Genomic DNA, 20,454 nt, shown 5'->3' with positions numbered 1-20,454 from the left:
CGTCATAAATGGCCGTCAGCCTCATATGTGGCTGTCGTAACCTGCCGATCCGTTTTCCAGAAGGTGACGTAACGTCATGAAGCCGCTTGCGACGTCGTCACGCCGCTGCGGTGAAGAAAAAGCGACGCGAACGCGGTGATAGGCCCTGTCCGTGCGGGCGGCCTTGAACTCGTCCTCGTCATCGACAAGAACGCCCTCGGCGAGGGCGGCATTCTTGAATGTACCCGAAAGCCAGGGTTCCGGCAGTTTCAGCCACAGGAACGGCACGTGCGGATGCGAGGTGAATTCGAAGCCAGATAGGGCTTCCCGCGCCAATTGCTCACGGATGCGGATTTCCTCCACGGCCCGTCGGCGCAGCGCCAGCGCATGGCCGCCAAGCACCAGCCGGGCACAGGTTTCCGCCAGGATGAAGGGCAAGCCGCCGGTCGTCATCTTGTGAGTGACCTTGATGCGTTGGGCGAAATGCTGCGGGCAGGCGACCCAGCCGCCGCGCACGCCCGCGGTCACCGATTTCGACAGGCCGCTGACGAGGAAGGTGCGCTCGGGCGCAATAGCTGCCATCAGCGGATTCTGATCTTCGGTCATCCCCCCATAGAGATCGTCTTCGATCAGCCAGACGCTATGCCGGCGCGCTATGGCGGCGATTGCCCGGCGACGCGCCTCCGGCATGGTCACCAGCGTCGGATTGTGCGCCGTCGTCATCAAGAAGGCGAGACGCGGATGCTGCTGCTGGCAGAGCCGTTCGAAATCGTCGGGGATAATGCCATGCTCATCGGAGTCCACCAGTATGGAGCGGCGGCCGAGAAGACGGGTGGCGCGGCTGACCTGCGTATAGGTCAGGTTCTCGAAGACGATCTTGTCGCCCGGTGAGGTGACGGCGGAGATGACGGCGATAGCGGCGGCGTGAGCGCCGAGGGTGGGCACGATCGTTTCGATCGCCGGCTGCCAGCCGTTGCGGGCAAGCCAGACCTGGCCGGCGCGAAACCAGTTGGCCGGGAAGTTTCGTGAATAGGAGGATATCTCCGCCCGATGCTCACGGCTGATATCGGCAAAGAGCTGGCCGATGATCTCGCCCTGGCCGATGTCGGGTGCTGCCGTCGTGTCGAAGCGGATCTTGTCGCCGGGGACCTCGAGACCGCGGGTGCCGGCAAGCGCCTGCGTTATCGGGTCCACGGGTTCGATCTGCTTGCCGTTGGCACGCTCGAGCACATAGGTGCCGCGCCCGACCTCACCGGCCACGAGGCCGCGCTCATGCACCAGCGCATAGGCACGACTGACTGTGCCGATCGTCACGCCGATATCGTAGGCGAGATTGCGTTGCGGCGGCAGCTTCGTGCCCGGCGGCAGCACGCCATGCGTAATCGCGTTCTCGATGCTGTCGGCAACGCGAATGTAAACGGGGCCGGTTCCGCTGGATATATCAGGCAGCCAATTTGTCATAATGACAATTTCTTAGATTGCTTCACGGATGGAGTCAATATTATGAGTCAATTCGTGTCGTTTGGCTCGATACATTCCGATTGTCACGATCAAGCGAGCAAGAAATGGATACAATAGATACAATTCACTTCAGCAAGAGTCCCCTAGCTGACGAAAGGTCGCCGAGCATCTCCGCGCGAGTATCGCGCTTGGCGCATCGTCTTGTCGACGCTTTTGCGGTTTGGCTGCAGAAGCGGGAAAGCCGCTGGACTTTGCGGTATCTGACGGATGATGAGCTGCGCGACATCGGCCTGACCCGTGGGGAGGCGATGGAAGAGGTGAGCAAATCGTTTTTCTGGGACTGAACAGGCGGTGACAGGCTGTTGCGACGAGATCTAGCGGAGCAATGGTTAGGCGCTTTTCAACACGGAAAGCACGAGGTCCGCACGCTTCTCGACACACGTCTTTGGTAGGATGTGAACTTGGTAACCGAGCGAAGGATAGACTGCGCTCAGCCTGTCGTATTCCGCGATGGCTGCGGCAAGATCATGCCTTCGCTCGCGGTCGGCGACATATATTTCCGGCCATGGCGGCGTCAGGAATACATTTCTATTGTAGCGATGTGACTGCTTCAGTGCGGCCAAAGTAGCCTCGCCGGTCAGATGCTGGAGAGCGGCTGCGGCATCGATCAAGCCTCTGTCGAAAAATACCAGGCCGGGAGCTGCGGCGGCCGCGGAACGATCGGCGATCGACATCTCCATAGCCCGGCGGGCAAATGCGGGCGCATCCACCCAAGGCAAAGCCGAACCGCCACGATCCAGCTCTTCGATGACGATACGACGTCCCGGCTCCTCCACGACCTGATGGCCACGTCGCCTAAGCTCTTCAAGCAGCGTCGACTTGCCACCGCCCGAACACCCGGAAATGACCACAAATCGATCCAAGACGGGGATCCCCGAAATTGCAGACTGGCAGCGTTATCCGACAGTACCAGTTCGGAGACCGCTGCCTCAGCAGCCCTTCGTGCCCGCGGCCCAGCGGTTGACATCCCCGGTGATGCGGCCGCCGGAGGCGCCTGACATCATCGGGCCGAAGGCCTGCAACTGCGCCGGATTGCCTTCCGCCTGAACGACGAGAGACGGCCGGCCGGTCGGGTGCTTCTTGTCAACCACGAGAATGCGCGGGCGGCCGGTGTAGGAATTGAGTTCGGGAGCGAGCTGGTAGCCAGCAAAGGCCGGATCGGCCGATTTGAACCAGCAGGCATTGGCATTGAGCATGACGCGCTCCATCGTCGACAGAGCGCTATGCTGCTCAGTGGTGACAGTCGGAGCGCGCGTCGTGCAGGACGTGAAGAGCAGGCCAAGTGCTGCGAGAGTGGCGGCAGAATACAATCCGGTAACGAGGCGAGGGCGCATCAATCTCTCTTCCAATAAATCGGTTGGGCAGCTCTTAGCCGATGATGATGTGAATCGGAACCTTTCCGACGTTCTGTTCGAGGCAAAACGCCGGCTGGTTTGGCAATCCTAATGTTGGTGCGGACGCATCGCCTCAGGCGGCGATCACGTCGAGGGCGGAGGCGAAGAGACCGCGACCGTCGGCGCCGCCGTGGGCCGCTTCGATCAGGTTCTCCGGATGCGGCATCATGCCAAGCACGTTGCCCTTGCTGTTGATAACACCGGCGATATCGTTGATGGAGCCGTTTGGATTGGTGCCTTCAGCATAGCGGAACACCACCTGACCATTGCCTTCGATCGCCGCCAGCGTTTCCGCGTCGGCAAAATAATTGCCGTCATGGTGGGCGACCGGGCAGCGGATCACCTGACCTTTGGCGTAGGCGCGGCTGAAATCCGTTTCGGCATTGGCGACCTCGAGCTTGATCTCGCGGCAGACGAATTTCAGCGAGGCATTGCGCATCAGCGCGCCGGGCAACATGCCGGCTTCCAGCAGGATCTGGAAGCCATTGCAGACGCCGAGAACCTTGACGCCCTTGTCGGCCTTTTCCTTGATCGCCTGCATGACCGGCATGCGGGCTGCGATCGCGCCGCAGCGCAGATAATCGCCATAGGAAAAGCCACCGGGAATAACGATCAGATCGACATCCGGGATCTCGGTTTCCGTCTGCCAGACCGTGATAGGCGCATTGCCGGAAATCTTGGTCAGCGCCGCGATCATGTCACGGTCGCGATTGAGGCCGGGAAGTTGAACGACTGCTGATTTCATGATTCTGCTCCCGACATAAGCGAAAGATACTGGCTAGGAATGGGATCGAAGAGCCATACTTCATTGTCTTTGACAAAGGAAGAATGGCTCTTGGAAAACGGCAATCAGTCGATCGAAATGCTGAAATTCTCGATCACCGTGTTGGCGAGGAGTTTTTCGCACATGGTTTTCAGCTCGGCTTCGGCTTTGGCCTTGTCGGAGCCATCAAGCTCCAGATCGAAAACCTTGCCCTGGCGGACCTGATGGACGCCGTCGAAGCCGAGTGCGCCGAGCGCGCCCTCGATTGCCTTGCCCTGCGGATCGAGAACGCCGTTTTTCAGCGTGACGGTTACACGAGCCTTGATCACGATTGTCCTTCCTGCGCTTACTTGACGAGAACCGGGCCCGTGCCGCGCACGGGTTCGTTTTCATTGATGATGCCGAGCCGGCGGGCGACTTCGGAATAGGCTTCCAACAGACCGCCCATGTCGCGGCGGAAGCGGTCCTTATCCATCTTCTCGTGGGTTTCGATATCCCAGAGACGGCAGCTATCCGGCGAAATTTCATCCGCGAGGATGATCCGCATCATGTCGCCTTCGAACAGGCGACCGCATTCGATCTTGAAATCGACGAGCTGGATGCCGACGCCAAGGAAGAGGCCGGTCATGAAGTCATTGACGCGGATGGCGAGCGCCATGATGTCATCAAGCTCAGCCGGATTGGCCCAGCCGAACGCCGTGATGTGCTCTTCGGAGACCATAGGATCTTCGAGCGCGTCGGACTTGTAGTAGAATTCGATGATCGAGCGCGGCAGCACGACGCCTTCTTCGATACCGAGGCGTTTGGCGAGCGAGCCGGCGGCGACGTTGCGCACGACGATCTCGAGCGGAATCATCTCCACTTCCTTGATCAACTGCTCGCGCATGTTGAGACGGCGGATAAAGTGCGTGGGAATGCCGATCTTATTCAGGTGGCTGAAAATATATTCGCAAATACGATTGTTCAGAACGCCCTTGCCATCGATAACTTCGTGTTTCTTTTTGTTGAAGGCGGTGGCGTCATCCTTGAAAAACTGGATCAGCGTGCCCGGCTCAGGCCCTTCGTAAAGGATCTTGGCCTTGCCTTCGTAAATACGGCGGCGACGGTTCATCGGTATTGTTCTCTGTCGTTAGCGCTTTGAGATAGCGCAAGTGGATCGATCTGTGGGCGTCCCCATAACGGATAAGAAGCGAATTCACAATCCGCCAGCGCCTCCTTCCTCGGAATTCCGGCTTTGGTTCTATACCAATGCGAGAATCGCGATCCTGTCCTTTCATGTTCTACAGGCTTTTATTTGACGATGGAATGAAAGCCGCCCTTTACTTCACAGGCTAGTGAGCCAGTTTGCGCCATTCTATCACGGCTCGGCCGCAATCACGGCTTGAGGTTGCCGAGAAACTTGGCAAAGACCATCGTGCCTTCAGGCCAGGGACCATGGCCGGAATCGGCGTTGATATGGCCGGCCTCGCCGGCGTCGATCAATAGTGATCCCCAGCTCCCCGCCATTTCGTCGGCATGCTCGTAGCTGCCGAAGGGATCGTTGCGGCTGGCGATGGTGATCGACGGAAAAGGCAGGGGATCGCGCGGATAAGGCCCGAACGTCATCAGATGCTTCGGCCGGATCTTCGGATTGGCGACGTCGGGCGGCGCGACGAAGAAGGCGCCGGCCACCTTGTTGCGGAAATGCGGGATCGCGTGGATCACCGAGGGCACGCCAAGCGAATGCGCCACCAGCACCACGGGCCGGGTCGAGGCGTTCACTTCTTCGGCGATGCGGGCAACCCAATCCTCGCGCACGGGCTTCGACCATTCGGCCTGCTCCACCCGCCGCGCCGTAGAGAGCTTTTGCTCCCAGCGCGTCTGCCAGTGGTCCGGGCCGGAATTCGTATATCCGGGGATGATGAGAATATCTGCGTCGGAGGCTTTCATGATGGCGCCGATGTGGAAAAGGAAGGCCGAGGTGTCAAGGGAAAAGGCGACAATTACGGCAAAATTTGCTAGGATCCCGCCTGCCGGTAGCGAATGATGATGTCGGCGCCTCTTATTGCCCGACATTTTCGTGCCGCCAGCTAAACGCATTTTGGCTGATGAGGAGGAGGAATACTATGACGGCATTTCATGTCATGGCTGGCGCAAATCACACCTTTACGCGTCCGGCCATCCGCAAGATCGGCATTGCCGATCTCATCGACGCCCTGAAACTGGGGCTGGACGACTTCAGCGAAAAACCATCCCACTACGTATTCCTGTGTCTCATGTATCCGATCGCGGGCATAGCACTAGCGATCTGGAGTTCCGGTGCGAATCTACTGCCATTGCTGTTTCCGCTGATGTCCGGCTTCGCGCTGCTCGGACCACTGGCAGCGATCGGGCTCTATGAGATCAGCCGGCGGCGGGAGCAAGGGCTGGACACGTCCTGGCGGCATGCTTTTGACGTCCGATTCTCTCCGGCGTTGCCCTCCATCATTGTGGTCGGCCTTATGCTGTTTGGCTTATTCATCGTCTGGCTTGTCGTGGCGCAGACCATCTATACCGCCTATTTCGGCGATAGCGTCCCGGCAACTCTGTCATCCTTCATCTCGAACGTGCTGACGACGCCGCAGGGCATGAGCATGATGTTCTGGGGCAACCTCACCGGCTTCGTCTTTGCGCTCGTCGTACTGGCAACCACCGTCGTTACCTTCCCGCTGCTGCTCGACCGAGATGTCGGTGCCGTGGCTGCGATCGACGCAAGCATTCGCGCGACACTCATCAATCCGGTGCCGGTGGCAATCTGGGGATTGATCGTGGCGGGGCTTCTTGTTGTCGGTACGATCCCGATCTTTGCGGGGCTTGCAGTGGTCATGCCCATTCTCGGACATGCCACCTGGCATCTCTATCGCAAACTCGTGGCACCGGCCGCATTGAGCTGAATTCAGCCGTGTCATGGTTCCCGTCGCATCGAATGGAACCGGTCGTGACATTGCAACGTTGATCCGCATCAACTCGCCCACCTCTTCCGAATCCTAGCTCATTCGGGAGAGGCGTTGCGAACTAGGCTCAAATCTTTGCATGTCCGTTCCGGACATGCGGCCCTCGGCGGAAGATGTGGATCATATGGCAAGGCTCAGGCATATTTTCTCCCGTTTTGCCACCATCGTTTCGGAATGGGCTGGAAAACCGGTCGTCTTCATACTGGCTCTGCTGTCAGTGATTGTCTGGGGCATCACCGGACCGGTCTTCGATTTCTCCGAAAACTGGCAACTGGTCATCAACACCAGCACGACCATCATCACCTTTCTGATGGTCTTCCTCTTGCAGAACGCCCAGACGCGCGACACGCGCGCCATTCAAGCCAAGCTCAACGAACTTATCCTGACCAGCGCCGCCGAAAACCGTTTCATCGGCATAGAGAACCTTGACGAAGAAGATTTGAAACATCTCGATCGCCTAGTGGCGAAGGCAGCCAAGCGCGATGGAGACAGGCCTAGCGGCAGCGGAGAAGGGGACGAGACTGCTGGGAAGCCTCCCATAAAACAGAAAGGGCGGCGCATTGTCGGCGCCGCCTCGTCAAATCTCGACCAATAGATTGATCAGCCAAATACACGCTTGAAAATCGTGTCGACATGCTTGGTGTGATAGCCCAAGTCAAACTTTTCGCGGATATCTTCCTCCGACAGAGCGGCGCGGACTTCCTGGTCGGCAAGCAATTCTTCAAGGAAGTCCTTGCCCTGTTCCCAAACCTTCATGGCGTTGCGCTGGACGAGGCGATAGGAATCTTCGCGGGAAACGCCTGCTTGGGTCAGTGCCAGCAACACGCGCTGCGAATGAACAAGTCCGCGGAACTTATTCATATTCTTCATCATATTGTCCGGATAGACCAAAAGCTTGTCGATGACGCTGGTCAGTCGCGACAACGCAAAATCGAGCGTCACCGTCGCGTCCGGGCCGATCATGCGCTCGACGGAAGAGTGGGAAATATCGCGCTCATGCCAGAGCGCCACATTCTCCATCGCCGGCATGGCATAGGAGCGGACCATGCGGGCAAGGCCGGTCAGGTTTTCCGTCAGTACCGGGTTACGCTTGTGCGGCATGGCCGACGAGCCCTTTTGGCCGGGGGAGAAATATTCCTCGGCCTCCAGCACTTCGGTACGCTGCAGATGACGGATTTCGGTGGCGAGACGTTCGATCGAGGAGGCGACGACGCCGAGCGTGGCGAAGAACATGGCGTGACGGTCGCGCGGGATAACCTGCGTGGAGACCGGCTCTGGCTTCAGGCCGAGAGCGGCGGCGACGTGTTCCTCGACGCGCGGGTCGATATTGGCGAAGGTGCCGACGGCGCCGGAGATCGCACAGGTGGCAACTTCCTCACGAGCCGCGATCAGGCGCTGCTTGCAGCGCTCGAATTCGGCATAGGCCAGCGCCAGCTTGACGCCGAAGGTGGTCGGTTCGGCATGGATGCCATGCGAGCGGCCGATAGTGACGGTATCCTTGTGCTCGAAGGCGCGGCGCTTCAGGGCTTCCAGCAGCTTGTCGATATCGGCCAGCAGAAGGTCGCTGGCGCGAACGAGCTGGATATTGAAGCAGGTGTCGAGCACGTCGGAGGAGGTCATGCCCTGATGCACGAAGCGGGCATCGGGACCGACGATTTCGGCAAGATGGGTGAGGAAGGCGATGACGTCGTGCTTGGTGACGGCTTCGATCTCGTCGATGCGGGCAACGTCGAAAGTCGCCTTGCCGCCTTTTTCCCAGATGGTTTCGGCCGCCGATTTCGGAATGACACCGAGCGCGGCCAGCGCGTCGCAAGCATGGGCTTCGATCTCGAACCAGATGCGGAATTTGGTTTCGGGCGACCAGATGGCGACCATTTCCGGTCGAGAGTAGCGCGGGATCATGGGCTCAAGCTTTCTTAGGTAAGGGGAAACAAATCCTCGGCGCCCCCATAACAAAGACGGGAGGCAATCTCAACATTTCTTGGCTTATTCTTTCCTTCAACTCAACGCATATGTCTGGCGAGATAAAGGCTCGCCATCACCAGGAAGATGAAGCCGAACGGCAGGAACAGGCCAAGGCCGAGGATGGCGAACTGATAGAGGGCGCTGGCGCTGGTGAAGGCAAATTGAAATGCCCAGACGAGCGTGCCGAAAGGCGCATGCCATCGGGCATAAAACCAGCGATAATCCAGTGCGAAAAGAAAGGCGGTCATGGCGACGGTGCCCAGCGACAGCGCCAGAAAGAAAGCGGCAAAACGCGTTTCAAGCGGCCGGCGATGCGCGAGCAGCCGCGCCAGCGGCAGCGTGAACGGCCAGGCAAGCGCACCGCCGAAGAAATAGACTGCCATCAGCGCGGGCAAATGGCTCGTCAGAAGACCGTTGCGCAGGTAGAGCACCGATAGCGCCGAACTCGCCATCGCTACGCCCCAGCAGGGCGCCCCGAACAGGAGCTGTTGATAGGACGGAAAGGCGGCCCTCAGCCGCCCGGTGGTCGCGACAGCGCTGGCCGGATTAATTTGATCCAACGCGGCCTCGTTCTGCCGCAGAGCGCAGGTCGGAAACCGTCTGCCGATAGGCCTCGACGGATTTACCCTTGAAGATCGCCGAGCCGGCTACAAGGACATTGGCGCCGGCGGCGGTGACGATCGGAGCCGTGTCAACGGTGACACCACCGTCGACCTCGAGTTCGATCGGACGGTCCCCGATCAGCAACCGGGCATTCCGGATCTTGTTCGCCATGGCGGGAATGAACTTTTGGCCGCCGAAACCGGGATTAACCGACATAATCAGGATCAGGTCGATATCATCCAGCACGTTTTCCAGAACGGACAGGGGCGTTGCCGGATTGAGGGTGACGCCGACTTTCTTGCCGAGATGACGGATGGTCTGCAGCGAGCGATGCAGATGCGCGCCGGCTTCGGCGTGAACCGTAATGCGGTCGCAGCCGGCCTTGGCGAAGGCTTCGAGATAAGGATCGGCGGGCGAGATCATCAGATGGCAGTCGAAGGTGGCGTTGGTATAGGAACGCAGCGACTTGATGACATCGGGGCCGAACGAGATATTCGGCACGAAATGTCCATCCATGACGTCGAGATGGATCCAGTCCGCCCCGGCTTCGGTTACATCTTTGACTTCCTGTCCGAGCTTGGCGAAATCGGCCGCGAGGATGGAGGGCGCAATGCGGATCGGCAAGGTCATGAGATGGCTGAACTCCGTCTGATTTTATCGCGCTTGGCTTATCACCGGTTCGGCAGGCAAACAACCTAATCCGCCAGCCTTGCACGGACCATATCAGTTCGACGGCGGTGTCGGTGGCACAAAGGCGTTGCCGCGCCATTCCAACAGCCGGTAGGGATTTTCCATCAATTCGTGGTTCTGACCGAAGGTGATTTGGCCGATCGGCGTCTGAAAGGCCGTGCCGATCAGCTTGTCGGCAATCGATTTGTTTTCCGCTTTGGCACTTTCCGCGGCCTGGTTGGCAATCAGCACGGCGGCCGCCGCCGGCAGAATATAACCATCCGGTTCGATACCCTTGGCACGCATCGCCTGCGCGGTCGTTTGGGCAACGGGCAGGCTGGCGTAATCGGGGAGGGCGATGGCCTCCACGCCGTCTGCCAGAGGCACCGGCTGGTTGGCGGCGCGCATTGCATCACCACCCATCAACGTCAACGGGATATTCTCGCTGTGAGCATCGCGGGCAATGACCGCCCCATCGCTGCGGTCGCCGCCGACGAAGACACGGGTGGCGCCGGCCTTCTTCAGCCGGCGGACAAGGGCGATCTGCTGTTCCTGGCCGGGGCGATAGGTGTCGGTGAAGACCGGCTTCAGGCCCTTCTCTTCAAGCGCATTGCGCACCGCTTCCACCAGTTCACGGCCGTGGATCGTGCCGTCTTCGATAAGCGCCATCGGCTCGGCTACCCAGCTCTTCAGGATGGTGTCGACCGCCATGGCAGCTTCGGTGCTGTCGACTGGAGCGAGACGGAAAAACGGCCAGCCGTTCTTGAACGCATCCTCCATCACGATATGGGAACGCACGGAAACGGTGATGACGGGGATACCGGCCTCCTTCAGCCGCGGCAGTGCCCCTTCCAGCGTCTCGCTGCAGAGAAAGCCGATCGCGACTTGCGCCTTGGCCGTGATCAACGACTCGGCCACTGCCCTGCCGCCATCCTCCGTGCAGGGCTCGTCGACGACGGTGGCCGAATCCTGTAGCGCCTGCACCTCAAAATTGGCGCCCGTGGTGATCTGGGCGCCGAGGGGTGCAAAGTTTCCGTTCTGCGGCGCGACGATGCCGATATTGACGCCGGCGGCATAGCTGCTGCCCGCTGCCAGAAGCAGCGCAATCAGGAGCGGGGTGCGAGGCAGAGCGTTCATCGACATGGTATCCCAGACAATTCTCCTGCCCTTTTATCCGCCTGAAGGTCGTCGTCAAAGAAAAAGCAGCGAAATCTCTCTGATTTCAATAATCCTATTGTAGAAAAGCTAACGTGTGCCCGCCATATTGAATGAAAACGAGAAATGACGAAAACGAGGGAAGCAATCGTGCTAGACAAGCAGCGTATGGATCCGGCTGACTATCGCGACGCCATGAGCCGTTATGCGGGGCATGTGCAGCTAGTGACCACCGCACTTGGCAATGAACGGCGCGGGGTAACGATCACGGCTGCCTGCTCGGTCTCGGACAATCCCGCCACAATCCTGATCTGCCTTAACAACAACAATGCGAAGAACGAAATCTTCTTCAAAAGCGGCATCTTTGCCCTGAACGCTCTCGGCGCCCATCATCAGGCGCTCGCCGATGCCTTCTCCGGCAAGACGAATTTGACCAATGAAGAGCGTTTCGCAACGGGCAAGTTCGATACGCTCGTGACCGGTGCGCCGGTTCTTACCGACGCGCTGGCAGCCTTCGATTGCCGCGTCACCGAAATCAAACGGGCTTCGACGCATAACATCATCTTCGGCGAAGTGGTGGCGGTGCATTTCGATGAAACAAAGCCGGCGCTGCTCTATATGAACAGGGACTATCACACGTTATAACCTCCCTAGCGCATAATCGCTTGGATCGAGAGACTATGCCTGATCATCATCATCACGCACCTTCGCTGCCGAGTTCGATCGACGAAACGATCGATATGCTCGGTACTCACGACTATCTCGCGGGGCGTGCGCTCGGCACGGTGCTGTTTCTGGCGCTTAAAATGAAACGGCCGCTCTTTCTCGAGGGCGAGGCCGGCGTCGGCAAGACCGAGATCGCCAAAGTGCTGTCGAAGGCGCTCGATCGGCCGCTGATCCGCCTGCAATGTTATGAAGGGCTCGACGTTTCCTCCGCCGTCTATGAGTGGAACTATCCGGCGCAGATGCTGGAAATCCGCCTTGCGGAAGCGTCGGGTCTTACCGATCGCGACCGTATCGAGGCCGATATCTTTTCCGAGCGTTATCTCATTCGGCGGCCCGTGCTGCAGGCGCTATCGGGCACGGGAGGGCGTGCGCCGGTATTCCTGATCGATGAACTGGACCGCACCGATGAGGCGTTCGAAGCTTTTCTGCTCGAAGTGCTTTCCGATTTCCAGGTGACCGTCCCCGAGCTCGGCACCATTCGCGCCGCCGAACCGCCCATCGTCATCATCACCACCAACCGCACCCGGGAGGTGCATGATGCTCTGAAGCGGCGCTGCCTCTATCATTGGGTCGATTACCCGGAAGCGGCGCAGGAGCTTGACATCATCCGCCGCAAGGTGCCGGGCTGCAATGAGGCGCTGTCGCGCCAGATCGTCGCCTATGTGCAGAAGCTGCGCACGCTCGACCTCTTCAAGAATCCTGGCGTCGCCGAAACCATCGACTGGGCGACGGCGCTGACCGAGCTCGACCGGCTGGCGCTCGATCCCGAAACGATTTCCGATACGCTCGGCACCCTTCTGAAATACCAGGACGATATTGCCCGCATCCAGGGCGGCGAAGGCAACCGGGTGCTGGACGAGGTCAAATCCGAACTGCTGGCAACGGGATGAGACGATGGAACCGGCAATGCGAGATGGCGCCATCGTCCCGTCGTCACCGCCCGGTGACGGACGTCTTGCCGACAATATCGTCTTCTTCGCTCGCGCCTTACGCAAGGCTGGCCTGAAGATTGGGCCAGCGGCCATCGCCGATGCCATCGAAGCGGTGGAGACGATCGGCATCGGTTCGCGCGAAGAGTTTCACGCGGCATTGTCTTCCATCTTCGTCAAACGGCATGAGGATCTTGCGGTTTTCGACGAAGCATTCCGGCTGTTCTGGCGTTCGCGCGATCTCGTGCAGAAGATGATCGCGATGATGTCGCCGGTCGCGCCCGATAATCGTGAGAAGGAAAAGCCGAAACCGGGCGAAACCCGTGTGAGCGACGCTTTGCTTGGCGACCGCGACGACCGCCGGCCACAGCGCGAGGCGCCGGATATCGAGATCGATGCCCGCTTCACGACATCGGGCAACGAGCTCCTGCGCCGTATGGATTTCGCCCAGATGTCGGTTGCGGAAATTGCCGCCGCGAGGAAAGAGCTGGCGAGGCTGGAATTGCCGCTCGACAGCGTCCGCACCCGCCGCTTCGTGCCGTCTCATGTGTCCGCCAAGGTCGATCCACGGGCGACGATGCGGGTGGCGCTTCGCACCGGAGGCACGCTGATCTTACCGCGTTACCGCAAGGCCAAGGAGATGCAGCCGCCCTTGGTGGTGCTTGCCGATATTTCCGGCTCGATGAGCCAGTATACTCGGATCTTCCTGCATTTCCTGCATGTGCTGACCGAGAAGCGCAGGCGCGTGCATACGTTCCTGTTCGGCACGCGGCTGACCAATGTTAGCAGGCAGATGCGCCACAAGGACCCGGACGAGGCGCTCGACGAATGCGCCGCCGCCGTCCGCGACTGGTCGGGCGGCACGCGTATCGGCGAGACCCTGAAGGAGTTCAATCGGCTCTGGGCACGGCGGGTGCTGGGGCAGGGCGCGATCGTGCTGCTCATCACCGATGGACTGGAGCGGGAGGGCGTGGAGCTTCTGCAAAGCGAAATGGACAGGCTGCACCGCTCTTGCAGGCGGCTGATCTGGCTCAATCCGCTCTTGCGCTTCGAAGGCTTCGAACCCCGCGCCCGTGGCGTTCGCGCCATGCTGCCGCATGTTGACGAATTCCGTCCGGTTCACAATCTATTATCTCTAGCCGATCTCGTATCAGCCCTGAGCGCCGGTCGTGCCAGCGCCTATGATCCACGCCGTTTTCTCGCCAAGCTGTGAGGCACCCATGACGCATACACCCGAAAGCCTGGATCCGCTTTTTGTCGCGGAGGAATGGGCCGCCGCCGGCCGCAGCGTGGCATTGGCGACCGTCGTTGATACCTGGGGTTCCGCACCGCGCCCGACCGGCAGCCATCTCGTCATCGACGACGAGGGCAATTTTCACGGCTCGGTCTCCGGCGGTTGCGTGGAAGGCGCCGTAATCACCGAGGCACTGGATGTGATCGATAGCGGCAAGGCTCGCATGCTGGAATTCGGCGTCGCGGATGAGACCGCCTGGCGCGTCGGCCTGTCCTGCGGCGGCCGCATTCGCGTCTATGTCGAGAGGCTTGGCTGATGGACCGTCAGATACTGGCGAAACTGAATGCTCTGCGGCGCGCGCGGCAAGCGGCTGTCCTTGTCACCGATCTCTCCGGTGGACCTGATCGGCTGATTGTCGAGGGCGAAGCTTTCGACGGCCCGTTTGCCGACTCGGTGGCTTCCGCCTTCCGCTCGGGAAAATCCTCGGCAGTGGATATCGCAGGGGAAAGCCTCTTCCTCAACGTACATTTGCCGCCCCCGCAAATCGTTGTCATCGGCGCCGTGCATATCAGCCAGGTTTTGGCTGGTATGGCCGAGCTGGCCGGCTTTGACATCCGCATCATTGATCCGCGCACCGCTTTTGCGACACCGGAGCGATTCGATGGCGTCGATCTCGTTGCCGACTGGCCGGTGGATGTTTTGAAGGAGCGCCCGCTAGACGCCTATACGGCGTTGGTCGCTGTCACCCACGATCCTAAGATCGATGATTTCCCGATCGCCGAGGCGCTGAAAGCAGGCTGTTTTTATGTTGGCGCGCTCGGCAGTCGCAAGACGCATGCGAGCCGCGTGGAACGATTGAAGCATGAGGGGCTGACGGACGCCGATCTTGCCCGAATTCATGCCCCAATCGGCCTTCCCATCGGCGCATCGAGCCCGGCGGAAATCGCCGTTGCCATCTTGGCCGAGATCATCGCCGCGCTGCGCGGCCGTGACGTCTCATCACCGAAGGGTGACAGGCGATGATATTCGGTGATTTTGCGACAGCGGAAGCCGAAGGCGCCGTGCTTGCGCATTCCATCCGATTGCCAGACGGCAGTCTCGCCAAGGGCCATGTCCTTGACCGCGCCGATCTCGACCGTCTCATCGCTGCCAATATCTCCCATGTCACCGCCGCCAGAATCGCGCCTGACGATCTCATGGAGGATGAGGCCGCGGCGCAATTGGCGCGGGCGATTGCCCCGGATCATCTGACGTTTTCCGAAGCGGCTACGGGGCGCGTCAATGTCCACAGCGCGGTCGATGGCCTGTTCGTCGCAAACCGCGCCGCCGTAGACCGGCTGAATCGCGTCGATCCGGCCATCACGCTTGCCTGTCTTGCCGATCATGTGCCGGTGCGTCGCGGCGATATGGTAGCGACCTTCAAGATCATTCCGCTGGCAGTTTCAGGTGAGAAGGTTGCTGCGGGCATCGACATCCTGCGGCAGACGACGGTCTTCGAGGTCAAGCCATTCCAGCCGCATGCGGTGTCGCTGATCGCGACCGAATTGCCGTCGCTGAAGACCTCCGTGATGGACAAGACGGCGCGCATCCTTGCGCAGCGGCTTCAGCTTGCCGGCAGCACTTTGGAGCGGGAAGAGCGCGTGGCGCATCGTGCGCCTGCGGTCGCGGAAGCGATCGGCAAGGCACTGCGGGCGGAGGATCAATCGCCAAAACTCGTCATCGTCTTTGGTGCGTCTGCTGTCATCGATGCCGGCGACGTCATTCCCGAGGCAATCCGGCTTGCGAGAGGCCAGGTGATCCAGGTCGGCATGCCAGTCGATCCCGGCAATCTGCTGGTGCTCGGCCGGATCGGCGATGTCTATATCGTGGGCGCGCCCGGCTGCGCTCGCAGCCCGAAAGAGAATGGTTTCGACTGGGTGCTGGATCGTATCCTTGCCGGCGAAAAGCCGACGCCGCATGAGATCAGCGGCATGGGCGTCGGGGGGCTTCTCATGGAAATCCAATCGCGGCCAAGACCACGCGATATCGCCGTCAAGCCGGAGGCTCAGATCTCCGTTGCTGTTGTGCTTCTTGCCGCCGGCAAAGCACGCCGCATGGGCGAGGATGGGCCGCACAAGCTGTTGGCGGAGTTCGATGGCATCCCCCTGGTGCGCCGCTCGGCCGCGACGGCTGTGGCAAGCGGAGCTGCCGCTGTCATCGCCGTTACCGGCCATCGCCGCGAGGAAATCGAGCAGGCGCTCGCCGGTCTGGCGATCGAGCGCGTGCACAATCCAGACTATGCGTCCGGCATGGCAAGCTCGCTGGTCGCCGGCATCAGCGCGCCGTTCGCGCAACGCGCGGACGGCGCATTGGTCATGCTGGCCGACATGCCCGGTGTCACCAGCGACGACCTGAAGACGCTGATTGCGGCCTTCCGGAAGGCGAACGGTCAGGCGATCGTCCGTGCGGTGTCGCGCGGCAAACGTGGCAATCCCGTCATCCTGCCGCGCGCTGTATTCGACGCTGTGATGCGGCTCGAAGGTGATGTCGGCGCACGGCACATCATCGAAACTGCGGGGCTTGCCGTCATCGATGTCGACATTGGCGATGCCGCCCATCTCGATGTAGATACGCCCGAAGCCGTATTGGCCGCCGGTGGCATTTTGAAGGGGTAGGGAATGGATAATATCGAGATCGAGGAGATGTTCCAGGCGCTTGGGCCGGTGACGATCAAGCGCATGTTCGGCGGCAAGGGCGTCTACCACATGGGCCGCATCGTTGCGGTTGAAGTAAGCGACGAGATGCTGCTGAAAGCCGACGAAATCAGCGCTCCGGAATTCGAGGCAGCCGGCGCCCGGCGCTGGGCCTATGAAGGCAAGAAAGGCAAACCCGTCAACATGCCCTATTGGTCGATCCCGGACGATGCGTTCGACGATCCGGACGTCATGGCGCGCTGGGTGAGACTGGCTTACGAGGCGGCGGTGCGGGCGGAGAAATAGATTTCAGCGAAAATCGTCTTCGCTCAAATGAGCAATGGTTGCCTTGGCGAAATCGGAAAGTTGAGCCGGCAACTCGTTGCGGCCGAACCAGCCGAAATCGGAGAGCTTGTCGGGCTCCATCAAGCGAGGCTCGCCGGAAAAGTCCCTGCAGATATAGATCAGCGAGATCCAGTGCTGGCGATCGGCCTCGATGATGACTTCTGTCGCGCAGAGATAGTCGATCTTGCCGATGGAGAGGCCGCTTTCCTCTTCCGCTTCGCGGACGGCCGCCTTGGCGGCAGGCTCCATATGATCAACCTTGCCGCCGACGATGCTCCACAAGCCGGCTTCGGGCGCCTTCAGGCGCTTATAGAGCAATAGCTTTCCGTCTCGCAAAATTGCGAGACCGGTTCCTAGTCCTGGGAAGTCGATGCCGGGTTTTCCCACGCGCTGCGGGCCTATCAGCCCTTAGCGTTGGCAACAATCAGCATGAAGGCGGGGATATCGTCGCCGAAGCCGACCGGGGTCGGGCCGTCGTCCTGATCGCGATAGCGATTGCGGCGCTCGCGGTTGTCGTCGTTGGCAGCAGGGAAGGGCCGGTGATTGTTACGAGAACCGTTATGGGACTTGTTGTTGTTCTCAGACTTGCGCTCGTTTCTCACGCTTTCGGCCTTTGCTGGTGCTGCTTCTTCGATCACTTCGACGCCATTATCCTCGACGTCGATATCAGATTTATGACTCGAGGCGCTCCGGCCTCCGCGACCACGATCGCGGTCGCGGCCTCTGCTTTTAGAGTCACGGCGACGGGAAGAACGATCGTCGTCCCGGCTTTCTTCGACCGGGGGCAACGACGACAGGTCGCCGTTTAGCCATTCGACATCTTCGCCGATCAGCTTTTCGATCGCATCGGCATGCTTAGTATCGCGCTTTGTGACGATGGTGAAGGCGGAACCCGAGCGACCGGCACGGCCGGTGCGGCCGATGCGGTGGACATAATCTTCCGAATGGATCGGAACATCGAAGTTGAAGACGTGGCCGACATCGGGAAGATCGAGGCCGCGCGCCGCAACGTCGGAAGCGACGAGAAGCTGGATATTGCCGTCGCGGAAGTTCTGCAGCATGGTCGTGCGCGAGCGCTGATCCATATCGCCGTGCAGCGCGCCGACCGAGAAGCCATGGCGTTCCAGCGAGCGGAAGAGATCCGCGACATCTTTCTTGCGGTTGCAGAAGATGATGGCGTTCTTCAAATCGGTCTGGGAGCGGATGAGATCGCGCAACGTCGCGCGCTTCTCATAATCCTTGCCGTGGGAAGCGACGAAACGCTGCGTGACGGTCTTTGCCGTCGAAGCAGGCTTGGCGACTTCGACACGTTCCGGATTTTGCAGGAAGCGATCTGCCAGCTTCTGGATTTCGCCCGGCATGGTGGCCGAGAAGAACAGCGTCTGGCGCGTGAAAGGAATGAGCTTGGCGATGCGCTCGATATCGGGAATGAAGCCCATGTCGAGCATACGGTCGGCTTCATCGATGACGAAGATTTCGACGGCGCTCATCAGCAGCTTGCCGCGCTCGAAATGGTCGAGCAGGCGGCCGGGCGTGCAGATCAGCACATCGGCGCCGCGCTCCAGCTTGCGATCCTGGTCTTCGAAAGAAACGCCGCCGATCAGCAGGGCGATGTTCAGGCGATGGTTCTTGCCGTACTTCTCGAAATTCTCCGCGACCTGTGCGGCGAGTTCGCGCGTCGGCTCTAGGATCAGCGTGCGCGGCATGCGCGCGCGGGCACGACCCTTTTCGAGGAGCGTTAGCATCGGCAAAACGAAGGAGGCGGTCTTGCCGGTACCCGTCTGGGCTATCCCGCAGATATCGCGACGCTGCAGCGCAAACGGAATTGCGCCGGCTTGGATCGGAGTCGGTGTGGTGTAGCCCGCGTCAGTTACCGCGGATAGGACTTTTTGGCTCAGGCCAAGGTCAGCAAATGTTGTCAAAGGGAAAACTATTTCCGTTCCGGTTCGGTCGAACACTCGTGAGTCGACATGCCCTAGCATGCCGCAATGCAGCGCGACATAGAACCAAATACCCGCGAAGTCAAGGAAAGCAGGTGGTTCAGAAAGCTTCAGACCAATAGATAACGCAATTTTTAGATTAGCGCCACCTTTGTTGCTCGTTTGTCACAATTCTCGCGGTCAGATTGTCCCTAGTCCATTGATATAACTTGCGAGCTTCGTGCCTGCATTGATGAAATACATTGGGTCGATCGCACGGCCGTTTTCGCGCACTTCATAATGAAGATGCGTGCCGGTCGAACGTCCCGTGCTACCGGCAAGACCGAGGGCGTCGCCGGCCTTGACCGTATCGCCGATCTTGACCAGAATTTCTTCCATATGGCCGTAACGCGTCGAAATGCCGTCTCCGTGGTCGATCTCCACCATGTTGCCATAACCACCTGTCCAGCCGGCGGAGACGACCTTGCCAGGCGCCGTCGCCTTGACCTTTTCCCCAGGGCTGAAGTGGAAATCGGTGCCGGTATGGAGTGCCAGCTTGCCGAAGAAGGGATCCTTGCGATTGCCGAAGGGGCTGGTGATCAGCTTGCCCGGCGCCGGATTGCGAAAGGGCAGGCTTTCGGCTGCGCCGCGTACCGTCTCGAGGCGCGTCAATGCCGTGTCGAGATTGGCCATGGACTGATCGAATTGATCGACATTTTCCGGTGCGACATAAGGACCGCCGACGCCGCCATCATCATTTGCGACGCTCTCATCCTTGCTCGCAGCGCTGGCCATCACGGTCGGAACCTTGACGCCGACATTCTGCATGATCGACTGGATCTCATCGGCGGTCTCCGACGCGCCGGTCGTCAGATGGCGTACGCGGGTCAATTGATCCTGTTCGATATGTTTCAGTGACAATGTCACCTTGGAGAACACCCGGTCGGCACGGTCGGCGACGGTTTCAGGGGCGGGAACATAGGCGAGGGTGGAATTGTCGGGGGTCGCATCGGCGGGCTTGCCGCTCGACAGAAGCCTCTCGATCGACTTAAGCCCTCCCGTCAATTCCGCGTGGTCGCCTTTGGCCGCCGCACTGGCATCTCCAGATGCATTCTTGTTCATCAGGCCGGAACTCTCGGCGCGGTCCAGCAGCGCATCGAGCTTGCCGTGGCGCGATGACAAGGCCTGCTGCTGCTCCATCAGCTTGTCGACCTTCTCCTCGACGACTTGCTGGTCGAGAAGCTGACGGGACGTAACACGGTCGACCTGGGCGCGCAGCGCCGCAATGCGATCCTCATAGTCATATTGCATGCGCGCCTGCCGGGCCATGGTGGCGCCGATCAGGTCGTCGCGCAGGACGAGATAGGAGGTGGCGAGGAGATATCCGATCGAAAAGATGCCGATGAGGCACACGACAAGCGCCGCCATCCACGGGCGCACGGTCATGTGGCGCACCGTATCGCCGCTCGCCACGATAATGGTGTGCTGTCGTTTTTGTTTGCCGAAAACCCGGTTCTGAGGCTTGGCTGTCACCGAGAATCTCCCAATCGATGCACATCGGCATCCATTGGAGACTACACGGAATTATGGTTAACGATTACTTTCCGC

At 60.0% G+C, this 20,454-nt stretch carries 24 protein-coding genes; 10 read left to right on the top strand and 14 right to left on the bottom strand.

The features are described from left to right. Positions 1-21: 21 nt before the first annotated feature. Entirely contained in the window at positions 22-1,440 is a 1,419-nt protein-coding gene (locus ACXHXG_RS06990; protein WP_283050562.1) for an aminotransferase-like domain-containing protein, read from the bottom strand. A 188-nt stretch (positions 1,441-1,628) separates the two neighbouring features. Between ACXHXG_RS06990 and ACXHXG_RS06985 the strand changes: the two genes are divergently transcribed. Further along, entirely contained in the window at positions 1,629-1,784 is a 156-nt protein-coding gene (locus ACXHXG_RS06985) for a DUF1127 domain-containing protein (protein WP_457898864.1), read from the top strand. A 45-nt stretch (positions 1,785-1,829) separates the two neighbouring features. On the opposite strand, the gene ACXHXG_RS06980 is transcribed toward ACXHXG_RS06985, so the two are convergent. From ACXHXG_RS06980 to ACXHXG_RS06955, 6 genes are all read right to left on the bottom strand, one after another. Next, complete coding sequence (locus ACXHXG_RS06980) at positions 1,830-2,363, bottom strand: AAA family ATPase (RefSeq protein WP_457898863.1); 534 nt, start codon at positions 2,361-2,363, stop codon at positions 1,830-1,832. A 66-nt stretch (positions 2,364-2,429) separates the two neighbouring features. Continuing rightward, positions 2,430-2,834, bottom strand: coding sequence for a hypothetical protein (locus ACXHXG_RS06975; RefSeq protein WP_104823223.1), 405 nt, complete (start codon positions 2,832-2,834; stop codon positions 2,430-2,432). 133 nt (positions 2,835-2,967) lie between these two features. Next, complete coding sequence (gene purQ, locus ACXHXG_RS06970; protein WP_104823222.1) at positions 2,968-3,639, bottom strand: phosphoribosylformylglycinamidine synthase subunit PurQ; 672 nt, start codon at positions 3,637-3,639, stop codon at positions 2,968-2,970. Between the two features lie 104 nt (positions 3,640-3,743). Further along, positions 3,744-3,986 carry a phosphoribosylformylglycinamidine synthase subunit PurS gene (purS, locus tag ACXHXG_RS06965; protein ID WP_104823221.1) on the bottom strand — a complete coding sequence of 81 codons (243 nt, stop codon included), beginning with the start codon at positions 3,984-3,986 and terminating at the stop codon, positions 3,744-3,746. Positions 3,987-4,003: 17 nt separating this feature from the next. After that, complete coding sequence (gene purC, locus ACXHXG_RS06960; protein WP_015340039.1) at positions 4,004-4,768, bottom strand: phosphoribosylaminoimidazolesuccinocarboxamide synthase; 765 nt, start codon at positions 4,766-4,768, stop codon at positions 4,004-4,006. 263 nt (positions 4,769-5,031) lie between these two features. Then, on the bottom strand, positions 5,032-5,586 hold the full coding sequence (locus ACXHXG_RS06955) for an RBBP9/YdeN family alpha/beta hydrolase (RefSeq protein ID WP_457898862.1): 555 nt from the start codon (positions 5,584-5,586) through the stop codon (positions 5,032-5,034). A 176-nt stretch (positions 5,587-5,762) separates the two neighbouring features. Between ACXHXG_RS06955 and ACXHXG_RS06950 the strand changes: the two genes are divergently transcribed. Both ACXHXG_RS06950 and ACXHXG_RS06945 read left to right on the top strand, forming a co-directional pair. Next, complete coding sequence (locus ACXHXG_RS06950; RefSeq protein ID WP_104823220.1) at positions 5,763-6,569, top strand: DUF2189 domain-containing protein; 807 nt, start codon at positions 5,763-5,765, stop codon at positions 6,567-6,569. A 184-nt stretch (positions 6,570-6,753) separates the two neighbouring features. Beyond that, the gene (locus ACXHXG_RS06945) at positions 6,754-7,224 is read left to right on the top strand and encodes a low affinity iron permease family protein (protein WP_104825106.1); all 471 of its coding nucleotides are present in this window, start codon (positions 6,754-6,756) and stop codon (positions 7,222-7,224) included. Between the two features lie 5 nt (positions 7,225-7,229). Here ACXHXG_RS06945 and purB read toward each other — a convergent pair whose 3' ends face one another. From purB to ACXHXG_RS06925, 4 genes are all read right to left on the bottom strand, one after another. Next, positions 7,230-8,531 (bottom strand): adenylosuccinate lyase, encoded by a 1,302-nt coding sequence (purB, locus tag ACXHXG_RS06940; protein ID WP_457898861.1) that lies wholly within the window; start codon positions 8,529-8,531, stop codon positions 7,230-7,232. Positions 8,532-8,632: 101 nt separating this feature from the next. Then, positions 8,633-9,154: a hypothetical protein gene (locus ACXHXG_RS06935; protein WP_283050549.1), complete on the bottom strand. Its 522-nt coding sequence runs from the start codon at positions 9,152-9,154 to the stop codon at positions 8,633-8,635. Next, positions 9,141-9,827, bottom strand: coding sequence for a ribulose-phosphate 3-epimerase (rpe, locus tag ACXHXG_RS06930; protein ID WP_457898860.1), 687 nt, complete (start codon positions 9,825-9,827; stop codon positions 9,141-9,143). The genes ACXHXG_RS06935 and rpe overlap by 14 nt, the downstream gene beginning before the upstream one ends. Positions 9,828-9,920: 93 nt before the next feature. After that, complete coding sequence (locus ACXHXG_RS06925; protein ID WP_457898859.1) at positions 9,921-11,003, bottom strand: branched-chain amino acid ABC transporter substrate-binding protein; 1,083 nt, start codon at positions 11,001-11,003, stop codon at positions 9,921-9,923. A 144-nt stretch (positions 11,004-11,147) separates the two neighbouring features. Here ACXHXG_RS06925 and ACXHXG_RS06920 point away from each other — a divergent pair, with 144 nt between their 5' ends. The 7 genes from ACXHXG_RS06920 to ACXHXG_RS06890 are packed head-to-tail and all read left to right on the top strand — an operon-like array spanning position 11,148 to position 16,888. Beyond that, positions 11,148-11,666, top strand: coding sequence for a flavin reductase (locus ACXHXG_RS06920; RefSeq protein WP_199773472.1), 519 nt, complete (start codon positions 11,148-11,150; stop codon positions 11,664-11,666). A gap of 35 nt (positions 11,667-11,701) precedes the next feature. Then, a complete protein-coding gene (locus ACXHXG_RS06915) occupies positions 11,702-12,637 on the top strand; it encodes an AAA family ATPase (protein WP_283050544.1) in 936 nt (311 codons plus the stop codon). Positions 12,638-12,641: 4 nt separating this feature from the next. After that, positions 12,642-13,889 (top strand): vWA domain-containing protein, encoded by a 1,248-nt coding sequence (locus tag ACXHXG_RS06910; RefSeq protein WP_457898858.1) that lies wholly within the window; start codon positions 12,642-12,644, stop codon positions 13,887-13,889. 7 nt (positions 13,890-13,896) lie between these two features. Beyond that, the gene (locus ACXHXG_RS06905) at positions 13,897-14,226 is read left to right on the top strand and encodes an XdhC family protein (protein WP_104823214.1); all 330 of its coding nucleotides are present in this window, start codon (positions 13,897-13,899) and stop codon (positions 14,224-14,226) included. After that, complete coding sequence (locus ACXHXG_RS06900) at positions 14,226-14,933, top strand: XdhC family protein (protein WP_457898857.1); 708 nt, start codon at positions 14,226-14,228, stop codon at positions 14,931-14,933. Before ACXHXG_RS06905 ends, ACXHXG_RS06900 begins: the two co-directional genes overlap by 1 nt. Next, positions 14,930-16,564, top strand: coding sequence for an NTP transferase domain-containing protein (locus ACXHXG_RS06895; RefSeq protein WP_457898856.1), 1,635 nt, complete (start codon positions 14,930-14,932; stop codon positions 16,562-16,564). Before ACXHXG_RS06900 ends, ACXHXG_RS06895 begins: the two co-directional genes overlap by 4 nt. A 3-nt stretch (positions 16,565-16,567) precedes the next feature. Further along, entirely contained in the window at positions 16,568-16,888 is a 321-nt protein-coding gene (locus ACXHXG_RS06890) for a TfoX/Sxy family protein (protein ID WP_457898855.1), read from the top strand. Between the two features lie 3 nt (positions 16,889-16,891). On the opposite strand, the gene ACXHXG_RS06885 is transcribed toward ACXHXG_RS06890, so the two are convergent. From ACXHXG_RS06885 to ACXHXG_RS06875, 3 genes are all read right to left on the bottom strand, one after another. After that, positions 16,892-17,314: an NUDIX domain-containing protein gene (locus ACXHXG_RS06885; protein ID WP_457898854.1), complete on the bottom strand. Its 423-nt coding sequence runs from the start codon at positions 17,312-17,314 to the stop codon at positions 16,892-16,894. Between the two features lie 14 nt (positions 17,315-17,328). Then, positions 17,329-18,849: a DEAD/DEAH box helicase gene (locus ACXHXG_RS06880; protein WP_457898853.1), complete on the bottom strand. Its 1,521-nt coding sequence runs from the start codon at positions 18,847-18,849 to the stop codon at positions 17,329-17,331. Positions 18,850-19,047: 198 nt separating this feature from the next. Continuing rightward, positions 19,048-20,379: a peptidoglycan DD-metalloendopeptidase family protein gene (locus tag ACXHXG_RS06875; protein WP_457898852.1), complete on the bottom strand. Its 1,332-nt coding sequence runs from the start codon at positions 20,377-20,379 to the stop codon at positions 19,048-19,050. Positions 20,380-20,454: the final 75 nt, after the last annotated feature.

It is taken from the genome of Rhizobium sp. LEGMi-198b (assembly GCF_054114205.1).
This window is presented reverse-complemented; position numbering and strand designations above follow the sequence as displayed.